This window comes from Pseudomonas sp. FG1, from assembly GCF_034313875.1.
Lineage (GTDB): Bacteria > Pseudomonadota > Gammaproteobacteria > Pseudomonadales > Pseudomonadaceae > Aquipseudomonas > Aquipseudomonas veronii.
The window spans coordinates 5705925-5721475 of the sequence record NZ_JAVIWP010000001.1; the positions used below are offsets into that span (position 1 = coordinate 5705925).

Annotated in this window: 18 protein-coding genes; all 18 read right to left on the reverse strand. The window is 58.7% G+C overall.

Annotation, left to right across the window (positions count from 1 at the left end):
• Positions 1-11: 11 nt before the first annotated feature.
• On the reverse strand, positions 12-659 hold the full coding sequence (locus RGV59_RS26075; protein WP_322247072.1) for a hypothetical protein: 648 nt from the start codon (positions 657-659) through the stop codon (positions 12-14).
• A 325-nt stretch (positions 660-984) separates the two neighbouring features.
• Positions 985-4506 carry a phage tail protein gene (locus RGV59_RS26080; protein ID WP_322247073.1) on the reverse strand — a complete coding sequence of 1174 codons (3522 nt, stop codon included), beginning with the start codon at positions 4504-4506 and terminating at the stop codon, positions 985-987.
• 53 nt (positions 4507-4559) lie between these two features.
• Positions 4560-5147, reverse strand: a complete 588-nt coding sequence (locus RGV59_RS26085; RefSeq protein ID WP_322247074.1) for a tail assembly protein — start codon at positions 5145-5147, stop codon at positions 4560-4562.
• On the reverse strand, positions 5144-5926 hold the full coding sequence (locus RGV59_RS26090) for a C40 family peptidase (RefSeq protein ID WP_322247075.1): 783 nt from the start codon (positions 5924-5926) through the stop codon (positions 5144-5146). Before RGV59_RS26090 ends, RGV59_RS26085 begins: the two co-directional genes overlap by 4 nt.
• Positions 5927-5928: 2 nt before the next feature.
• Positions 5929-6633 carry a phage minor tail protein L gene (locus tag RGV59_RS26095; protein WP_322247076.1) on the reverse strand — a complete coding sequence of 235 codons (705 nt, stop codon included), beginning with the start codon at positions 6631-6633 and terminating at the stop codon, positions 5929-5931.
• Positions 6634-6681: 48 nt separating this feature from the next.
• Entirely contained in the window at positions 6682-7032 is a 351-nt protein-coding gene (locus RGV59_RS26100; RefSeq protein WP_322247077.1) for a phage tail protein, read from the reverse strand.
• Positions 7032-10475, reverse strand: a complete 3444-nt coding sequence (locus RGV59_RS26105) for a phage tail tape measure protein (protein ID WP_322247078.1) — start codon at positions 10473-10475, stop codon at positions 7032-7034. The genes RGV59_RS26100 and RGV59_RS26105 overlap by 1 nt, the downstream gene beginning before the upstream one ends.
• Before the next feature lie 46 nt (positions 10476-10521).
• Positions 10522-10923, reverse strand: a complete 402-nt coding sequence (locus RGV59_RS26110) for a hypothetical protein (protein WP_322247079.1) — start codon at positions 10921-10923, stop codon at positions 10522-10524.
• Positions 10924-10989: 66 nt separating this feature from the next.
• On the reverse strand, positions 10990-11220 hold the full coding sequence (locus RGV59_RS26115) for a hypothetical protein (RefSeq protein ID WP_322247080.1): 231 nt from the start codon (positions 11218-11220) through the stop codon (positions 10990-10992).
• Positions 11221-11261: 41 nt separating this feature from the next.
• Positions 11262-11591, reverse strand: a complete 330-nt coding sequence (locus RGV59_RS26120; RefSeq protein WP_322247081.1) for a hypothetical protein — start codon at positions 11589-11591, stop codon at positions 11262-11264.
• A gap of 39 nt (positions 11592-11630) precedes the next feature.
• Positions 11631-12125, reverse strand: a complete 495-nt coding sequence (locus RGV59_RS26125) for a hypothetical protein (protein WP_322247082.1) — start codon at positions 12123-12125, stop codon at positions 11631-11633.
• A gap of 54 nt (positions 12126-12179) precedes the next feature.
• The gene (locus RGV59_RS26130; protein WP_322247083.1) at positions 12180-12566 is read right to left on the reverse strand and encodes a DUF3168 domain-containing protein; all 387 of its coding nucleotides are present in this window, start codon (positions 12564-12566) and stop codon (positions 12180-12182) included.
• The gene (locus tag RGV59_RS26135) at positions 12559-13062 is read right to left on the reverse strand and encodes an HK97 gp10 family phage protein (RefSeq protein ID WP_322247084.1); all 504 of its coding nucleotides are present in this window, start codon (positions 13060-13062) and stop codon (positions 12559-12561) included. Before RGV59_RS26135 ends, RGV59_RS26130 begins: the two co-directional genes overlap by 8 nt.
• Positions 13063-13065: 3 nt before the next feature.
• A complete protein-coding gene (locus RGV59_RS26140; protein WP_322247085.1) occupies positions 13066-13236 on the reverse strand; it encodes a hypothetical protein in 171 nt (56 codons plus the stop codon).
• Between the two features lie 9 nt (positions 13237-13245).
• Positions 13246-13581 (reverse strand): head-tail adaptor protein, encoded by a 336-nt coding sequence (locus tag RGV59_RS26145; protein ID WP_416152042.1) that lies wholly within the window; start codon positions 13579-13581, stop codon positions 13246-13248.
• A complete protein-coding gene (locus RGV59_RS26150; protein WP_322247087.1) occupies positions 13578-13895 on the reverse strand; it encodes a head-tail connector protein in 318 nt (105 codons plus the stop codon). The genes RGV59_RS26145 and RGV59_RS26150 overlap by 4 nt, the downstream gene beginning before the upstream one ends.
• On the reverse strand, positions 13888-14301 hold the full coding sequence (locus tag RGV59_RS26155) for a HeH/LEM domain-containing protein (RefSeq protein WP_322247088.1): 414 nt from the start codon (positions 14299-14301) through the stop codon (positions 13888-13890). The genes RGV59_RS26150 and RGV59_RS26155 overlap by 8 nt, the downstream gene beginning before the upstream one ends.
• A 41-nt stretch (positions 14302-14342) precedes the next feature.
• The gene (locus tag RGV59_RS26160; protein ID WP_322247089.1) at positions 14343-15548 is read right to left on the reverse strand and encodes a phage major capsid protein; all 1206 of its coding nucleotides are present in this window, start codon (positions 15546-15548) and stop codon (positions 14343-14345) included.
• Positions 15549-15551: the final 3 nt, after the last annotated feature.

The window sequence follows — 15551 nt, forward strand, 5'->3', positions numbered from 1 at the left end:
AGCGTTGCGTATTATGTAGCAATCTTACCAAATACGGCCTGGAGCAATAGGTAAAACGGATTTGAAACTGTTGTAACACTTAATCTCAAAACGGACGATGCAAAATCGTATCTAAGTCCCGTACCGCGGGACTCGTTATTTGCTCCCATCATTGGCATTCTTGCATTGTTTATCATGAGATAATCGCCAAGAGCGTAGTCCATCGTAATCGAATACCAATTGGTCGGTAAACCCTGAGAGCTATAGGTTGTATGTGTATAAGTCCAGTTTTGAACTGAGCGCGTAAAAATTACGGCCTGTGTGCCTGAATCAAATATCTGCTTAGATTCTGCATCCCACATACGGAAGCCATAGGACGTTATAGGTGTTGAGGAAAATGCCGCCACAAAGATATCGCCAGAGTGAGCTTGTCCCGAAACAACAGTGGCGCTGCTCCAAGCTCCAGCGGAACCGCCTAAGATAACGCCCAGCTGTATAAATGACCCGTTATTCAAAGGTCGTATAAAAACAAGCGGAGGCTCTTGAGTAGTTACAGCGTTCTGAAACGTGACGGCTACGTTCGCGGTATAAGCACTCTTGTGAAACACGCAAAGTCTGGCGTATTCCGAGTCAAGAGACACCACGCCTGAATCATTGACAACTGATAGACCATATTTCATCAAGACCACCTCGCGACCATTAATCGCATAGTCGCCTGTGAGTACGAGTCACCAGGGTTAGATGCAAGGTAGTTTCGAACATAAGCAACCTCTTGTCCAATTTGACACTCAAGCTGCCTGTTGTTGGTAACCTGAGAAGTGTCATTGTTAATTGGCAGCAAGAAGCAAATTGAATTACTTGGGGTGCACCCAGGAACAGAAAATTCTTTTTGACTCCTCGGCGCCCCAGCATAAGAGACCAGCACGGAAAGCACGATTCTATACGTGGAAAAACTGGTATCAAACTCGAGAGTTCCGTTCGATGACCATAGCCGTAATCCAGAACTCATTCGGTTTGATCTCCTAGCTGTATGCGCTTCACATTGTTGTTATCCCAAAATCTGAGCGACCGATTCGTCATTATTGATCGCCCCTGCCCCGGGGCAATTCCGTTGATTTCAAACGTACCGTCCTTTTTGAGAATCCACCCCTGCTGACCAGCGATGTAGTTCGTAGAGCTGATGTACTCGCCGATCTTGGCGTTGGTGATTGTGCCGTCTTGGATAAACGCCGAAGCGACAAACGTCTGGCCGCCGGACACCGAGAACGGCGACACCGGAGTGCCATTGTTCAGGTTCAACAACATGAACGTGTCGGCCCTTACCACGAACTGCGACGACACGCCGGATGGATCAACCTGCAGGCCAAGGCCGAACGCTGCCGCGTACTTCTGGCCGCCGGTCGTGGTTTCCATCTTCACCGACCACAGGGTCGACAACTGGCCGTTGGTGTTGGCTAGCGCAGAAACAGTCTCCTGAATGGCAGAGGTGTTCTGACCCACCGTTGCTTGCAGTTGCGTGGTCTTCGTCGCCTCAGCCTCAATCGCGGTTGCCCTGACCTTGCCTTCCTCGACAATGGCGGAAGTACTTGACCAGCCCTTGAGAGCATCAGCCTTCGCACCGCTACCACTATCGTCGCGCGCAGAGGCGCGCAAAGCATTGGTAGTGCTGGCCTGCGCCGTGACCACGCCGTCGATCCTGGTGATATCGGTGGTGTTGGTGCCGACCTGCTGCGCCAAGCCGTTTACCGTTTCGACCGATTGACCAACGTCAAGCCAGTACGTGGCATTCGGCGGCGGGTTGTTAACCGGCACAGTCACCTTGGCCTGGTATATGCGGTCAGCATCTACCACCATCTGGCCTTTCAGGTAAATCTGGGTGGAGATGTAACCACCAAGCCCGTCAAGACCGTCAATTTGATCTTGGAGGCCGTCCAACTCGCTGATCACATCCTCGCCAAGCTGCGTCTTGGTGACCTTTCCGGTAAGAATTTCGAGCAAAGGCCCAGCATCAGAACTGGCCTGCCCAATCACCCCATTCACAACCGGGTAGAACGGCCCGATGTTGCCGGTGCGGTCCACCAGGCGCGCCCAGAAGAACAGCGTCGCGCCAGCCAACAGTTGCTGCATGCGGTAATCGGCCTGTGGGTACGCCAGGTCGGCCAGCTTGGTAGCCACCGACAAATCATTGGCCGGGCCGTACCATAGCTCGGTGCGCTGCGTGTCCTCGGCGCCGGCGGGAAAGCCCCACTTTATGCCGATGCCGAACAGCTCGCTAGTGGTGGTCAAGAACGCTACCGCCGGCGGCAGGCCGACCTTCCCTTCCAGGTTGGTCAGTGCCGACGTGGTCGGGATCGAGGACACATTGAGCGCGCTCACCGCCCGCACCCTGGCCATGTATTGGCCTGAGTAAATGCCGCGCACGTCGACCATCTGCTCGGCGGTGCGCGGCACAGTGACCCATTCGCGCGCGCCCCACTTCCATTCAACGTCATAAGCCACAGCGTTCGGCGCCGCGTCCCACGCGATGGACATGACGGTGACCGCAATCCCCTGCTCGACGACAACGTGCTGGCTGAGCATCACCCGGGCCGGAGCGTCCTGACTGCCCACGGGAATTCCGGTGATTGGCCGAGGGTCCACCACGGCTCCGTTGTCGATTGCTTCAAACTTGCTCGGGTCGTGCTGAATAACTTCAAACTGGAACTGGTGCCATTCCGGCCGCGTGACGTTGCGGACGTAGAACTGCATCAGCTTGAGGTCTTCGTAGTCCAATATCCAGCCACACTCAGCCTGGGGCTGCTCGCTGAATTCGGCCATCACTGTGACGTCGCGCCCAGCAACCGACTTCACCACCCGCCCTTCGGACTTGCCGCTAGGCAGGTTGACCATCAGCCGCGCGCCGACCGGCACCACGGTATCGCGATCGAGCGTAACCACCCGTCCAGCGGCCGCAGCTATCCGGCCGCCGTTGTTCCGGCCAACCAGCATAGGGTCGGCTACCGCGATGACCTGGCCAGGCTTTGGAATATCACCGTCGAGCCCGACCCGAAACACACCGCCCTGGGTCTGCAGCTTTTCGGTCAGCGCCGCCCACTGCCCAGCGCGCTGCGCCTGACCCAGGGATGTGCAGCCGATGGCGTCGATGGAGGTGTCGCGCACGATTCCGCCAAGCTCGACCATAGCCTCATCATCAAACACCGGCTCCTTGTCGGTTTCAAAGCCCTGATCCGGATTGTCCCAGGACACCATGTAGAGCGTGTGCCGATCGCGAGCGCGGGTGCCTTCGTACTTGATAGCGCCATTGCTCAGGATCTGCGTCTGGTTGTACGTGTACACCGGGTCGCCGGGCATATCGGCATTGACCACGATCTGGCTGCCGTCCCAGTAGGCCAGGCCATGGAATATTGACGCCAGGTCCTGAAGCACGGCGTAGGCTTCGGCCTGCTTCTGGAAATAGAGGTTGCAGGTGAAGCGCGGCTCCATGCCCCCCTTCCCATCCGGAACCATTTGGTCGCAGTACTGCGCGATGCGATAGAGCGACCAGCGATCAACCATTGTCGCGTCGATCCGGTCGCCGAGCCCGTAGTACGGGTGCAGCACCAGATCGTAGAAGATCCACGCCGGGTTGTTGGTGTAGGCCTCCTTGAAGGTGCCGTCCCAAATGCCGTTGCTTGTGCCGGTGCCCGACGTTGCGTAGGTGCGGGTTGTCGCGTCGTAGTTGCTCGGCACACGAATAATGCGGCCACGCATGAGGACGGCGATCTTGGCTATATCTCCGCCGAAAGTCTGGGCGTCGTACTCAAGACAACTGACGGCGGTGAGCGGGTATTCCTGATCGCTGTCGACCACCTCGGCAATTGCCTTGACGATCATCTGATCTACGACCAAATCGGAGTTAGCGTTTGGGGTCAGGCGGCGAACACGAATAGTCCAGCGGTTGCCGGTGGGCAACTCCAGGCGGTGCGCCCGCTCGTACTCCGTGATGTTCTTGCGATCTACGGCCGATACCAGCACTTCAACGTAGGGGCCGTTGTCGGTGGATATGTCCACGGCGTAATCGATATGCACGCCATTGATGTTGCCGGCGGCGTCCTGACGGCGAAGTGTTGGCCAACTCAGGCGGATGCGCACGGCATCGCTCATCGAGTTGGTGATGGTGTGCAGCCAAGGCGTTCCGTAGATCAACTCCTTCTTGACGTCGATCTCGTTACTGGATTCCTGTATTCCCTCCAGGCGCTCCTGATTCAGCTCACCAGAACGGAATTGCCACTTCACGCTGGGATAGTTGATCGTGCCGTCCGCAGCCTTCACGGGGGTGCCGTTGAGCTTGACTGAGCGCAAGTCGTCGACCAGGCCAACAATAGGGCCCCAACTCCACAGGTAGGTGATTCGCACGGTGGAGATCGACGGCACGCTATTGGAGGCGATGCTTGGCTGCTTCTGTTTGGCCTCGCCGCCCTTTCCGCCAATCACGGCCCGGCGCTTACGAGGTGCTGCCCGGCGCGCCTTCTTTGCTACTGCGCTCATGCGCCCTCCAGAATGCAAAAACCCGCCGAAGCGGGTTAGTTGTGGTGACTGAATCAGATGTTGTCTTGGGTGTAGATCCCGCCAGACTCGACCGCGCCGCCGATCTCGCGCTCGCCGTAAAGCAGTGGGTATGGGTTGCCCTGGGCAATAGTCGTCACCGCCGCGCCGAAGCCGTAGCTCGGGTTGTTGCCGTCGTCGTTCTGGCCATCGGCAGTGGCCTTGGTGGTCGGCGACAGCATTTGCACAACGCCGCCCAGGCCAACAGCGGCGCCGGCGGCGAGAAGGCCCATCCCAAGAGTTGAGGTGGTACCACCAGTAAACAGGCCGGCCACGATCAGCACCACGCCGAGCAGAGTCTGAAACATGCCCGCCTGTTTGCTGCCCTGGATAATCGGCTGAATGCGGATGTCGCCCTCACCTCGGCCCACAAGGTCAAGCTCCTGCTCGCCCAGATTGCGCTCATCGACGAACACGGCGAACACAAGGCCGCGCTCTTCGGCGGTGCGCAGGTACTTCTCGAAGCCCGGCTTCATCATGCACAGCGCCGCCATGGCATCACGGAAGCTGTGAACGTCCAGGGTATACTGCTTGCCAAACTTCTTGCCCAGCACGCCGCCGAGCTTGATGGTACGCATGGTCATGGGCGGTAGTCCTTGTGCCGGAGGATCAATTTCACGCGGTTCGCCATCGACCAACCGTAGATTTCACGGACAGCCAGGCGGCCAGGCATGTGGTGGTAAATGAACGGGCCGGAGCCACCAAGTTTCGGCGCCGATTCGCTGATCAGCGACGGCTCATCGCCCAGGTAAATCACTGCGTGATTCGGGAAATAGCACTCCCGGCCTGGCGTGGGGATCTGCAACACCAGCATGTCGCCGCGCTTCGCCTCGTTTACCTGGTAGAAACCAGTCGCCGCGAAGTTGTCCTCGTAGAGGCTTGGGCCGTCTTTCTGCTCCCACCACAGGTCGGAGCGCTCGAAGTTTGGCAACTCCAGGCCCGCCTCGCGCGCGTACCAGTCGCGGCACGCGGCCCAGCAGTCAAGCAGTCCATGGGAGAAGTCTCGGCCCAGCAGCGGCGCCTGGAAGCCCGAAGGCTTGAACCACTCGAAGTCACCGCCGGGCCAGCCGACAATGCCCCAGGGCAATTCGTGCAACTCGCAACTGACGCGGTCGGCCATGCTCGGCGCCGGCGCCTTGTCGGGGTGGCTATGGATGATCGCAAGAACCTCGCCTCGATCTTCCGCCCGGGCCATGTCCTTATGGTCGATCTGGAAGTGTTCGCGCGGCGTGGTAGCCAAGTTTACGCAAGGCACGTACTCACGGCCGGCGGCGGACTTGATGACCACCCCGCAAGCCTCGGCCGGATACACCTGCTCAGCGTGCGCGCGGATCTCATCCTGCAGTTTTTGATTGATTCGCATGGCTACCTCGAACTTGCAATAAGGCTTGCGCCCATGGACCCGCCGAAGCGCCGCGTGTTGCCGCGAAGTTTGCAGCTGCTCCACCAACCACCACAGCGATCCAGGGCCGGGTTATCCGTGGGCTGGTTCTTTTTGTCGAACATCGCGGCGCCGGTGTAGGCGCAGGCCTCTTGCCGGTAGCCGCCCCGGCAGGCCCAGCGGCAGAGCTTGGTAATCTGCTGGGAGGGCAGCATCTGCCCTTCCATATCCGTGGGGCTGGACAGCGAGAACGTGACCGAGATGCTGGGCAGCGCCTCAGTCTTCTGCTCGATAAACCAGAGGTTCGTTTTCGACTGGTCGCTGGCTTCCGGGTTACCGTCAGGGAAATTCGCGGCGTCCAGGAAGTGGCGGAACGTCTCGATCACCTTGACCCGGGCGCCGGCCAGATCGCGGAACTGGAAGCACAGGGCAGTGATCGCCCCGCGCACGCCGCCGAGCTCATCATCCACCTGCAGCGTTGGTGTGGCCGGGCGCCCATCACCGCGGATGTCGAAGCCCTTGGCCTCGATCTGGAGCGGCGAGTAGAGCTGCCCCTGCCATATGATGTCGCCCTCGTGGGCATGGCCGTGGAACCGCCAGAGCGAGCCGCCCATGCGCGTAGCGTCCAGCTCGTACAGCCTGATCTGGTTACCAGGCTCGAGCTTTTGAAGATCGGTGTTGTAGTTCATAGAGCCCCAGAAACAAGAAACCCCGCACTTGGCGGGGTCAGGTAAGGGTTATGGTCGGGGTTTGAATACCTGCTTTGCGGTAAAGGTGACCGTATAAATCTCAGCGCCGAGGGTTTTCTTCTTGTATCCATTGACGCTATACCAGCCTTCCGGTTCGCCTGGCGGGGCAAAGCGGAAAGCCTTGTAGCCTTCATGCCGATCCAAGAAAGCGATCAGCTCGGGAAGCTCCTCTCCCGGCAGATCCTCACCGGTATGCACCAAGTTCCAGACTTGGCTTTTGGTATTGATGCCAATTCCCCCAGCCTGGACCAGCCCGTCGCCAAACTCGTTTTCCCAAGTGCGCTGGCTGACATCACCATCGGCGCCGACCTCAACATCAAAAGTAAATGTCTCTGCCATCAACGCCTCCACAGCCGGCCACCCTGGCCCATTTCACGATCAAGAAATTTACCGAACTGCGTCTCCAGCCCGGACGACATCGCCTGACCTTGGCGTGCTGCTTCCTGATCCGTCATACCTGGCTGAGCCTGAACTGTTACCTGGGGGCTATAGACAATTTGGGTTGGTCCACCAGTTGATCCTCCCGCCTCCCTGCCAGAACCAACCATTGCTGCGCGCCCGTCGCCGGCAGACTCCAAGCTGCCCACGCCTATCTGGGCCTGGGGCTGCGAACCGCTCAGGCCGTTGTCGATCCTCGACAGCATTGCATCCAGCTTAGCGCTGGTTTGAGCCGTGGTAACCCGCTCGCCCTTTTGCAGGAACCAACTGCCGTCTTCGGGAACCGAATCGATACCGTCGTGCGCCATACCCGCCAGCGCGGTCATGCCCACCGCTGATGCCAGGGGACCGGTGACAGCCATTGCAGTTGCCATTGCCGCCGGAGCTGCTGCTGGGCCAATGATCGGGATGCCGGCGGTAGCGGCGTAGGCGTTGAGTCCCGCCGTCAGGGACATGGCTTGCGCATTGGCGCCGAGGGTGCCGGCGGCGCTTGCCTGGGTGGTCTTACCCACCAACAGCTGTACACCCTGGTAGATCAGCCATTGGGCGGCTATATCACTCAGCGCGTTCAGCATCGACTTGGCGAAGTTGCCGACCATATCGCCCAGTGCGTCGTCCGCGTCCTGGGCACCGCTGGCCACGTCAGAGAAGAACGTGCCGAGGCCGCTGGTACCTTCTTGCAACGCTGTATTGGTAAGGTCAGCAGCCTGCGTCGAGTAGTCCCGAGCCGCGTCGGCGTAGTTCGCCCACGCCTCATGGACACCGCTCATCCAGTTAGTTTGCTGCTCATCTGTGGCCGCGTAGAAGTCCTGCTGGTGTTGCAAGCGCTTGTCGTATTCACTTTTGAGTGTTGCCGTCTCGCTCTTGTATAGCTCTGGCGATATCTCACCGCTGTTGTTCTGCTTCACCAACTCTTTAACGTCGGCGGCGTACTTCTGCCGTAGCGCCAGGTCAGCCCGCATGCGGTCACGGGCTTTATCGCCCATACCGATTCCGGCCAGTTCCTGGTCAAACCCATCCTTGGAAGTTTGGGTAGTCAGCGCCTGAGCATTCTTGAATGCCGTCAGCTTCAGGTCATCTTCGTTGGCCTTCTTCAGCTTGTTCAGCGCATCCAGCTCAGCGGCCATGCCCTGGAGTTTTTTCTTTTGCGCCTCGCTCAGCTTGCCGAGCTTGCCCTCCTGGAGTTCGAAGGACAGCTTCATCACCTCCGTGGCTTCGTTCTGCTTGTTGCCGGTGGTGTTGATCAGATCGATCTGGCGCTTGTAGCCTTCCTCGGCAGTATCGAAGGATTTGAGCTGCTGCTTCGCGGCAGACTCTGACTCGGTCGTATTCTTCCTCAGCGCCTTTGCAGCCGCGTCATCCTTGGCTTTCTGCGCATCCTTTGCGGCGGCCGCTGAGCGGATCGCCACAACCATGTCTTCGGTCAGATCGGTGTTTTCCGCAATAAAGCGGTTGGCGGCTTCAAGACTGGTTTTGTCCTGAGCAGCACCGAGTTGCTTCTGCAACTGCTCCAGATACTTCTGCCCAACCTGTGCAGCAGCAGCCTTTGCTGCGGCATTCTCCAGCTCCGATCGAGTGTTGGCATCGGTTGCGCCGGTTAGCTGATTAAGCTTGGCACGCTGGTCGTCGAGAGCCGCACTTAGATCGGTGACAGGGATCTGGCTCTTCTCAATGGCAACAGCCATCGATTCAGTAACGCCAGGTATAGTGCGCAACTGATCAGCAACTAGTTTCCAGTCAACCGTGATACCGGCCGCCTGATCTTTGGATGCTTGGCGAACAAGGTCCAGGGCCTGCTGCGCTTGAGCCGGCAACGGCGTTAAGCCAGCCATGAGGCCATCCGCGCCAGCGGCACCCATCCCTCGGAGATCGCTTTCGAACTTATCAGCGATTGCGCCAGACATTTGCCCGAGCTTGGACTGCATATCCTCTATTTTCGACTCAAGCTCGCGCAAAGTTACGGACTGAGTAGCGCGATTCAATTTCAAAAATCGCTCAGCGATCTTGTCAATTGGGTCTGCGAGATCTCCTAGTTTTTTCTCCAGCGTACTGGTGTTATCGCGAAGCGTCAGGAAAGCAGTAGCAACACCAATGGCCAGAACCGCAATGCCAAGTGGACCACCTAGGACGCCCGCCAGGCTAAACGACGCACGTCCAGCGGCGGCTTGCGCAGTAGCGGCGGCAGCCGTAGCGCGGGACTCAACCATTCTGGCTTCCGCGAGCTGCAACGACATTTGTGTTTGAACTGCTGTGCCTCGGGCGGCGACAGCTTCTTTTTCAGCCAAAAATACTGTCGTTTGGGCTTTTTGCTGCTCCGCCTGGGCGGCAAGTAAAACGGCCGATGCCTGAGCCTTTCTGGCGATTGCTTCGGATATGGCATTCTTGGTCGCCACCAGCGACGCCGCAGCAGAGCCGGCAAGCTGGCGACCGTATCCAGCAAGAGCACCGACAGCAACAACGCCTGCGATATCCGCGAGGGTTTCGAAATTGTCACCAAGTACGCTGATACCCTTCGCCAGCAAACCTGTGCCATCCGTGGTTTCGTTCAGCTTGCCGATGTATACCGTGAATGAGTTTTCCAGATTCTGGAGCGCATCGCGCACCGCAACACCCATGCTATCGGCCAACAGGCCGTTAGCACCGGCAGACTTCTGAAGTCCCTCCGTCAATATGTCGAGACTCAGTTTTCCCTGAGCGCCAAGGCTGCGGATCTCTTCAGAAGTCTTCCCGGTAGACTTGGCAATGGTGTCCACGACAGTAGGCATGGCCGCAAGAATTGCCTGCCATCCATCGGCCTCTACCTTGCCAGTCTGGAGTGCCTTCGAATAAGCATCGATGGCCGAGCTAGCCTTATCTGCTGATGCAGAGTTGGTCACCAAAAGGAAGCTGAAACTGTCCATAACATCCAGCGCCTGGCTGGTGTTGTAGCCCATCGACTTAAGGCTATCCGATGTGCGGATGTACAGTTCTTGTGCTTCAGCAAGGGGGCGATAGGTGCGCTTCGCCGTATCGAGGAGGCGGTCTTGAACCTGGTTGTACTCGCTGACACTGCTGGTCGCCATTCCAAGGCGATCCGACATTTGCGAGTAGGAGTCGGCGGTTTTTATGATGGTGCCTACCGACACCGCACCGACAGCCAAAGCCATGGCGCTCTTGATGAGCCCGCCAGCCTCCTGAGCACTAGACCCAGCGCGATCAAATGCGGCATCAACGCGACCGAGGCTCTTGTCTATTTTCCCAGACGCTTGCCCGACGGTTGAATCCGCTCGCGCCATTTCCTGACGCAACTGGGCAGTAGTCGCCTCGATGCGGACGAGCATCCCTTGTACGTCGGTGTCAGCCATTTGTTTTCTCCAGGCGAAAAAAAACCCGCCAAGCGGGTCTCTTTTTTTAGTAACTCGTCGGGGTTAGTTGGAACCCCGAATGGTTTGTGTAGATGCGCCTTTTCGCGACCTGGCCAGCAGCGACAACAACTTCTGACTCCAGCAAGCCTGCTCCACCGCAAGGCACTGCTGCGGCTATACCAAGGACGTGCGATCCAGCCTTAATGCCGAATGTCGCCGTTTCGCCCGAGCCGAACTCCGCAGCAAAAGTGCCATCTATATAAAACTTATAATTACAAGCAGCTCCCAGCACCCCTGTATCCCGAGTGACAACAAGAGTTGACTCTTGCTTGCTGGTAAAAGCGTGCAATCGACTAGAGGGAACCTTCGACGCCTCGCTAGATGAAATGGGAGACGTTGAACAGCCTGCAACCACTAACAAAGCCAACGCCAATGCAATAAATTTCATGTCGGTCCCTCGCTGAGAAATGACAGGACTTTATCATCATCGAGCTCGAAAGCGCATATGCCTAACTCACCCGCCAGACCTTGCTAGCTGCCCAGCCTGCCGCCCAGTCAGCGCCTGCCGCAGCTTATCGGCCACAGTCGACGCGGACGGCTTATCGGCCTTGGCTTTCGCCTTTCCGCCACCAAAGGGGTTGGTCATCTGCGCCCATTCGATCTTGGCATCCATGGCCAGAAACAGTTCGGGCATCGGCGTGGACCAGGCCAGGTCAGGCGGCCAGCCCAGCCAGCCGGTGGCCACTGCGTAGAGCCGGTCGACGTAGCTGCCGTTCTCGACAGCACTTACGCCGCCGCCGGCTTTTCCTTTCCCGCATCAGGGCCCTTCGGATTGTACAGCGCGACCAGATAGCCGTTGAGCTGCACGGACACGTCCAGCACGCCAGTCTGCCAAACCTGCTCAGCGACAGCCTCGGCAGCCTTGCCTTTCAAGCCAGCACCGCCCGCGATGATCACGGCGCAACCGTCGATGCTCAGCGCATTGATGGCCTGTGACGCCCCGCGCAGGCCGCCGAAGTGCGCCTCGATAGCGCGCACCGCGCCGAGCGTAGGCGTGAGGGTGTAGGTCTCGTCGCCGAGCTTGATTTCGACGGTACCGTAAAGGGTCTTGCTCATGTGTCGAATCCTTGGGGTTTGGGGCCGAAGCCCCTCGGGTTAGGCGGCGGCCGGGAGAATTTCCAGGATGTCGGAGTTGATGCCGATCGTGACGTTGCGGCGAACCACGTTGTCAGCGGCGCCAGGGGCGACGGTGTTGTTCATCACCTTCCCGCGCAGGTAGAAGGTGGTCGGCAGCAGCGCCGGGGTGGCATCAGGATCGCCATCGTTCAGGGTGATCTTGATGTTGTAGTCGCCCTTGCTGCGATCCTTGTGAGCGATCTTCAGCTTGGCCTGGCCCAGGTCGCCGTTATCCAGGCCAACGGCCAGGGTCAGGTCGCCAGCGTCAGCGGTGCCCTTGTGCTTGCGCACACGGCCATCGCGCAGCGACGTAAAGGTCACAGAGCTGAACGTGTCACCGAACTCGCCCAGGTCTTCCACCTCGCCGATATCGACATAAGTGTCAGCCTTATAGAGCGCTTCAGTGTCCGCGCCGTTCTTGCTACCGATGCCGATCCGGCAGCCGGCGGCGGTGTTGAGGTTGTCATCGGCCATGGGGGTTCCTCCAAAGGCACATTGGATAAAGCCGCGAGGCGGCCGGTGTTGGGTTTAGTGGGTGGTGATAATGCGGACTGTGATCGATCCCTGATACGTGACGCCGTCAGCATCGCGCTGGGCGTCGGCTTGCTCAACACGGACAGATACAGCGCGCCCGACGGTCAACGGCAGGCGGCGCTCATCCAGGGCGGCCACGACTTCACCGGTTATCCGTTTCACCTCGGCCTGGCCGTGGGCATCAGACCATACCGACAGGTAAATCAGGCGCTGCTCGCGCTTCCGGCCGGCGACGGGCGAGATGTTCGTGGACAGTTCTCGGTCAATGGATACGTATGGCATCGCCGTGTCCAGCGGCGCACCATCGTAGACGGGGCACGAGACCTCGGCCTCCAGCCTGGCGAACAGCGCCTCCTGCAACGCAACAGACGGATCAGCCATTGGATAGCCCCTTACTCGCCTTGCTCAGCGTTCGACCGATCGCAGCCCGAATGTTGGCCACGACATACTCCCGGTTCACGTCCTTCGAAGGACGAAGCCAGGGGTGCGCCGGGCGGGCCGGAATGTCTGGATACTTGCCAAAGAAGTTGGTGCCGTCAGCCTTGTTCGTGGGGCGGCGCGTGCGGCCCCCGGCGCGCTTGTTTCCGGTGTAGCCCTTGGTACCGTATTCGATGAAGCGCAGGTAGAAGAACCGTTGCTTGTTCTTCTTCCCGCGGATGCCGATTTGGGCGTCGAGGCCGCTCTGCGAAACGAAAATTGTAAGCGCAGCGGCGGCGGCACCAGTGTCTTTCGGGATCAAATCCTTCATCGTCGAAAGAATCCGCTCAGCGCTGTCGCGCATTACCGGGGCCAGTTCGTTATCCATGGATTGGTGGATGGTGCGCAGCGTCCGGCGCAGCTTGAAGTCTCCGGACATGCGCGAGCGGCGGGCGGCCATGGCCTACTCCTTGGTCTTGGCTGCCTTTTCAGACGCAGGCGCTGTATCGGGCACTGGCTGTACCAGTTGACGCAACACAAGGTCGGCGCCGAGCTTGGCATCCACCGTAAACTCTTCACCCTTCTCCCGGTCGCCGGTAGCGCCGGACAGGGTGCCCAGGGCAATAACTTTCATGATTTACCTCTAAGGGTTGGGGACGTTTGAACACAGCAGCCGAAGCATGTCGCGCTCGTTGTTAGGCAGTGGAGCCTCGATCAGGTAGGTTGCGATGGCGCGACCTCCAACCATTTCGACGAGTCGATTTCCCGCGACAACATCCTTGCGCGGACGGACTCGGATTTCAGCGGTGACCACGGCCTTCAATTGCTCAGCCACAGGCGAAACCCGCCCAGTTGGCAGAACGATCTCAGCCCAAAGCTTGCCGATATCGAGCCAGGCTGTATCGAAGCCACCTGATTTGTTCTTGGTCAGAACCGGCCTGTACATCGTGCAGCGGTGACGCATTGGGCCGGCTCTCATACATTCACCCAGCGGTGAGGCTTCCATAGCGCATTGGTTGCCATTGGCAACTCAGCAGTGATTGTTCCAACAACCACCGTCTCGCGACTGCTGTACCAATGACCTATCAGCAGCAGCGCTCCCTGCTTAATCGCCTTTGTCATCAGAAGCGCATTGCCGACGGGGTCTGGCAAAGCCGTCTCTGGATCGACAAGCGTGCGATTGGTCCAGGTCTCAAACGCGCTGAGGGCTGCGTCCGTGTAGCCCTGTATCAGCGAGTCCTCATCGTCATGGTCGACCCGTAAGTGAGCCTTGACGATGGGGAGATCAATCACCCTTTGGCACCAGCGCCTGAAGGGCTTCCTTGTTTGCGGACGGATCGAACTCGATCCCTTTGCCGGTGAGCCAGGCCTTCAGGTCGGGAACCTTCATCTTGAGCGGATCGGTTTCTTTCTGCGCATCGATAGCCGCGTCGATTTCTTCCTGCGAGCTGCGCGATGCGTAACCCTCGGGTGGGTAATTCACCGCCAGGTAGCCGGCTGCTAAAAACTCAGCAATGGTCGGCCCATCCAGCTTCAGACCATTGGAGTCCAGTTGATTGGGATAGGACGCCACGCCCAGGTGCTCGACCGCCACCAGCGCGCAACGCTCCGAGACATCCTGCTCGCCGGCAGGAACCTCAACTACATGGTTGCCATCCGCAGAGAATGGGAACGGTTTTTTCACAATAATGATCGGCATAAATCCTCCGGCAGTCTGGGCGCCCGTAGGCGCCCGCCCATTCAGGCAGCGGCGCTCAGGGTGAGAATCTTCACGGCCTGAGAGTCGACCAGCATGCCGCCGACGCGCTTGGTGGTGTAGAAGCCAACAAAAGGCTTGTTGGTGTAGGGGTCGCGCAGCACGCGGGTGCCGATACGGTCGACAACGGTGTAAGCGCGCTTGAAGTCACCGAATGCAATTGCATTGGCATCGGCGGCAACGTCGGGCATATCTTCATTTTCGGTGATCCCGTAACCCAGAAGGACCGACGGTGCACCAGCTTCCAGGCCTGGGCGCCACAGGTAGTTGCCCTCGCTGTCCTTCAGCTTTCGGACATAGGCAACAGTCAGGTTGCCCATCATCCAAGTGCCGTTTGCACGGTATCCCGCCTTGAGGGCGTGAATGAGGTTGATCAAGCTATCGCCAGTGATCGCGCCGGCGGCGCCAGAGACGAGCTTTTGCAGAACACCGAAAGCACGATCGTCGTCGCCCTTCACATCCAGGCTGTAAGCCAGCAGCCCTTTTGGCTTGTTGACGCCGTCACCCTTCAGGAAAGCATTGCCTTCCTTCTCAGAGAAGTCGCGGGCAACCTCGCCGTTCAACCAGCCCTCGGCATCGAAGAAGATGTCGTCAAGGCTGGTCTGAGTGGCCTGCGGGTTGGCGTACAGCTCGCCCATAAAGGCAGAGATGTTACCCAGCTTCGGGGTATTGGTTGCCGGGCGCGGATCGGTTTCGCCAACCCAGCCAGCACCGTTACCACCAAGGTTCACCAAACGCTTGTAGTCCGGGCTGCCAACCGTGATTTGGTTGCACACCTGGCGCATCGGCGAGGTATCGCGCAACAGTTCGATAATGCTGCGGTCCAGTTCTTCAGGAACCGCAAAACCGCCGTCGGCTTCAACGCCTACCTGCAATGCCTTGGCCTGCAGTTCGCCCAGGCCGGTCTCGATACCCTTGCGCACGAATTGCATGAACGCGGTTTTGTGCTCGCTGGCAGCCTTGGTGCCAGTGCCGTCTGGGCGCTTGAGGGCCAACAGCTCTTTTTCCAGGTTGCTTTTCAGCTCATCCAGCTCGCTCAGCTTTTCGTTGAGCGTATCGACCTGACCGGACAATTTGCCTTTTTCTTCTTCCAGGCCATCGATGCGCTTGTCGTTGGTCTTCTTGAACTCGTCGAACTTCTTGCCCAGGGCTTCAGCTACGTCTTCAATATCTTTCTTTTCAACAGCCATGAG

Excerpts from the sequence above, each read along its gene's own strand:
- RGV59_RS26075 (WP_322247072.1), bottom strand. The coding sequence starts at position 659 with ATGAAATATGGTCTATCAGTTGTCAATGATTCAGGCGTGGTGTCTCTT.
- RGV59_RS26080 (WP_322247073.1), bottom strand. The coding sequence starts at position 4,506 with ATGAGCGCAGTAGCAAAGAAGGCGCGCCGGGCAGCACCTCGTAAGCGC.
- RGV59_RS26085 (WP_322247074.1), bottom strand. The coding sequence starts at position 5,147 with ATGACCATGCGTACCATCAAGCTCGGCGGCGTGCTGGGCAAGAAGTTT.
- RGV59_RS26090 (WP_322247075.1), bottom strand. The coding sequence starts at position 5,926 with ATGCGAATCAATCAAAAACTGCAGGATGAGATCCGCGCGCACGCTGAG.
- RGV59_RS26095 (WP_322247076.1), bottom strand. The coding sequence starts at position 6,633 with ATGAACTACAACACCGATCTTCAAAAGCTCGAGCCTGGTAACCAGATC.
- RGV59_RS26100 (WP_322247077.1), bottom strand. The coding sequence starts at position 7,032 with ATGGCAGAGACATTTACTTTTGATGTTGAGGTCGGCGCCGATGGTGAT.
- RGV59_RS26105 (WP_322247078.1), bottom strand. The coding sequence starts at position 10,475 with ATGGCTGACACCGACGTACAAGGGATGCTCGTCCGCATCGAGGCGACT.
- RGV59_RS26110 (WP_322247079.1), bottom strand. The coding sequence starts at position 10,923 with ATGAAATTTATTGCATTGGCGTTGGCTTTGTTAGTGGTTGCAGGCTGT.
- RGV59_RS26120 (WP_322247081.1), bottom strand. The coding sequence starts at position 11,591 with ATGAGCAAGACCCTTTACGGTACCGTCGAAATCAAGCTCGGCGACGAG.
- RGV59_RS26125 (WP_322247082.1), bottom strand. The coding sequence starts at position 12,125 with ATGGCCGATGACAACCTCAACACCGCCGCCGGCTGCCGGATCGGCATC.
- RGV59_RS26130 (WP_322247083.1), bottom strand. The coding sequence starts at position 12,566 with ATGGCTGATCCGTCTGTTGCGTTGCAGGAGGCGCTGTTCGCCAGGCTG.
- RGV59_RS26135 (WP_322247084.1), bottom strand. The coding sequence starts at position 13,062 with ATGGCCGCCCGCCGCTCGCGCATGTCCGGAGACTTCAAGCTGCGCCGG.
- RGV59_RS26140 (WP_322247085.1), bottom strand. The coding sequence starts at position 13,236 with ATGAAAGTTATTGCCCTGGGCACCCTGTCCGGCGCTACCGGCGACCGG.
- RGV59_RS26145 (WP_416152042.1), bottom strand. The coding sequence starts at position 13,581 with ATGAGAGCCGGCCCAATGCGTCACCGCTGCACGATGTACAGGCCGGTT.
- RGV59_RS26155 (WP_322247088.1), bottom strand. The coding sequence starts at position 14,301 with ATGCCGATCATTATTGTGAAAAAACCGTTCCCATTCTCTGCGGATGGC.
- RGV59_RS26160 (WP_322247089.1), bottom strand. The coding sequence starts at position 15,548 with ATGGCTGTTGAAAAGAAAGATATTGAAGACGTAGCTGAAGCCCTGGGC.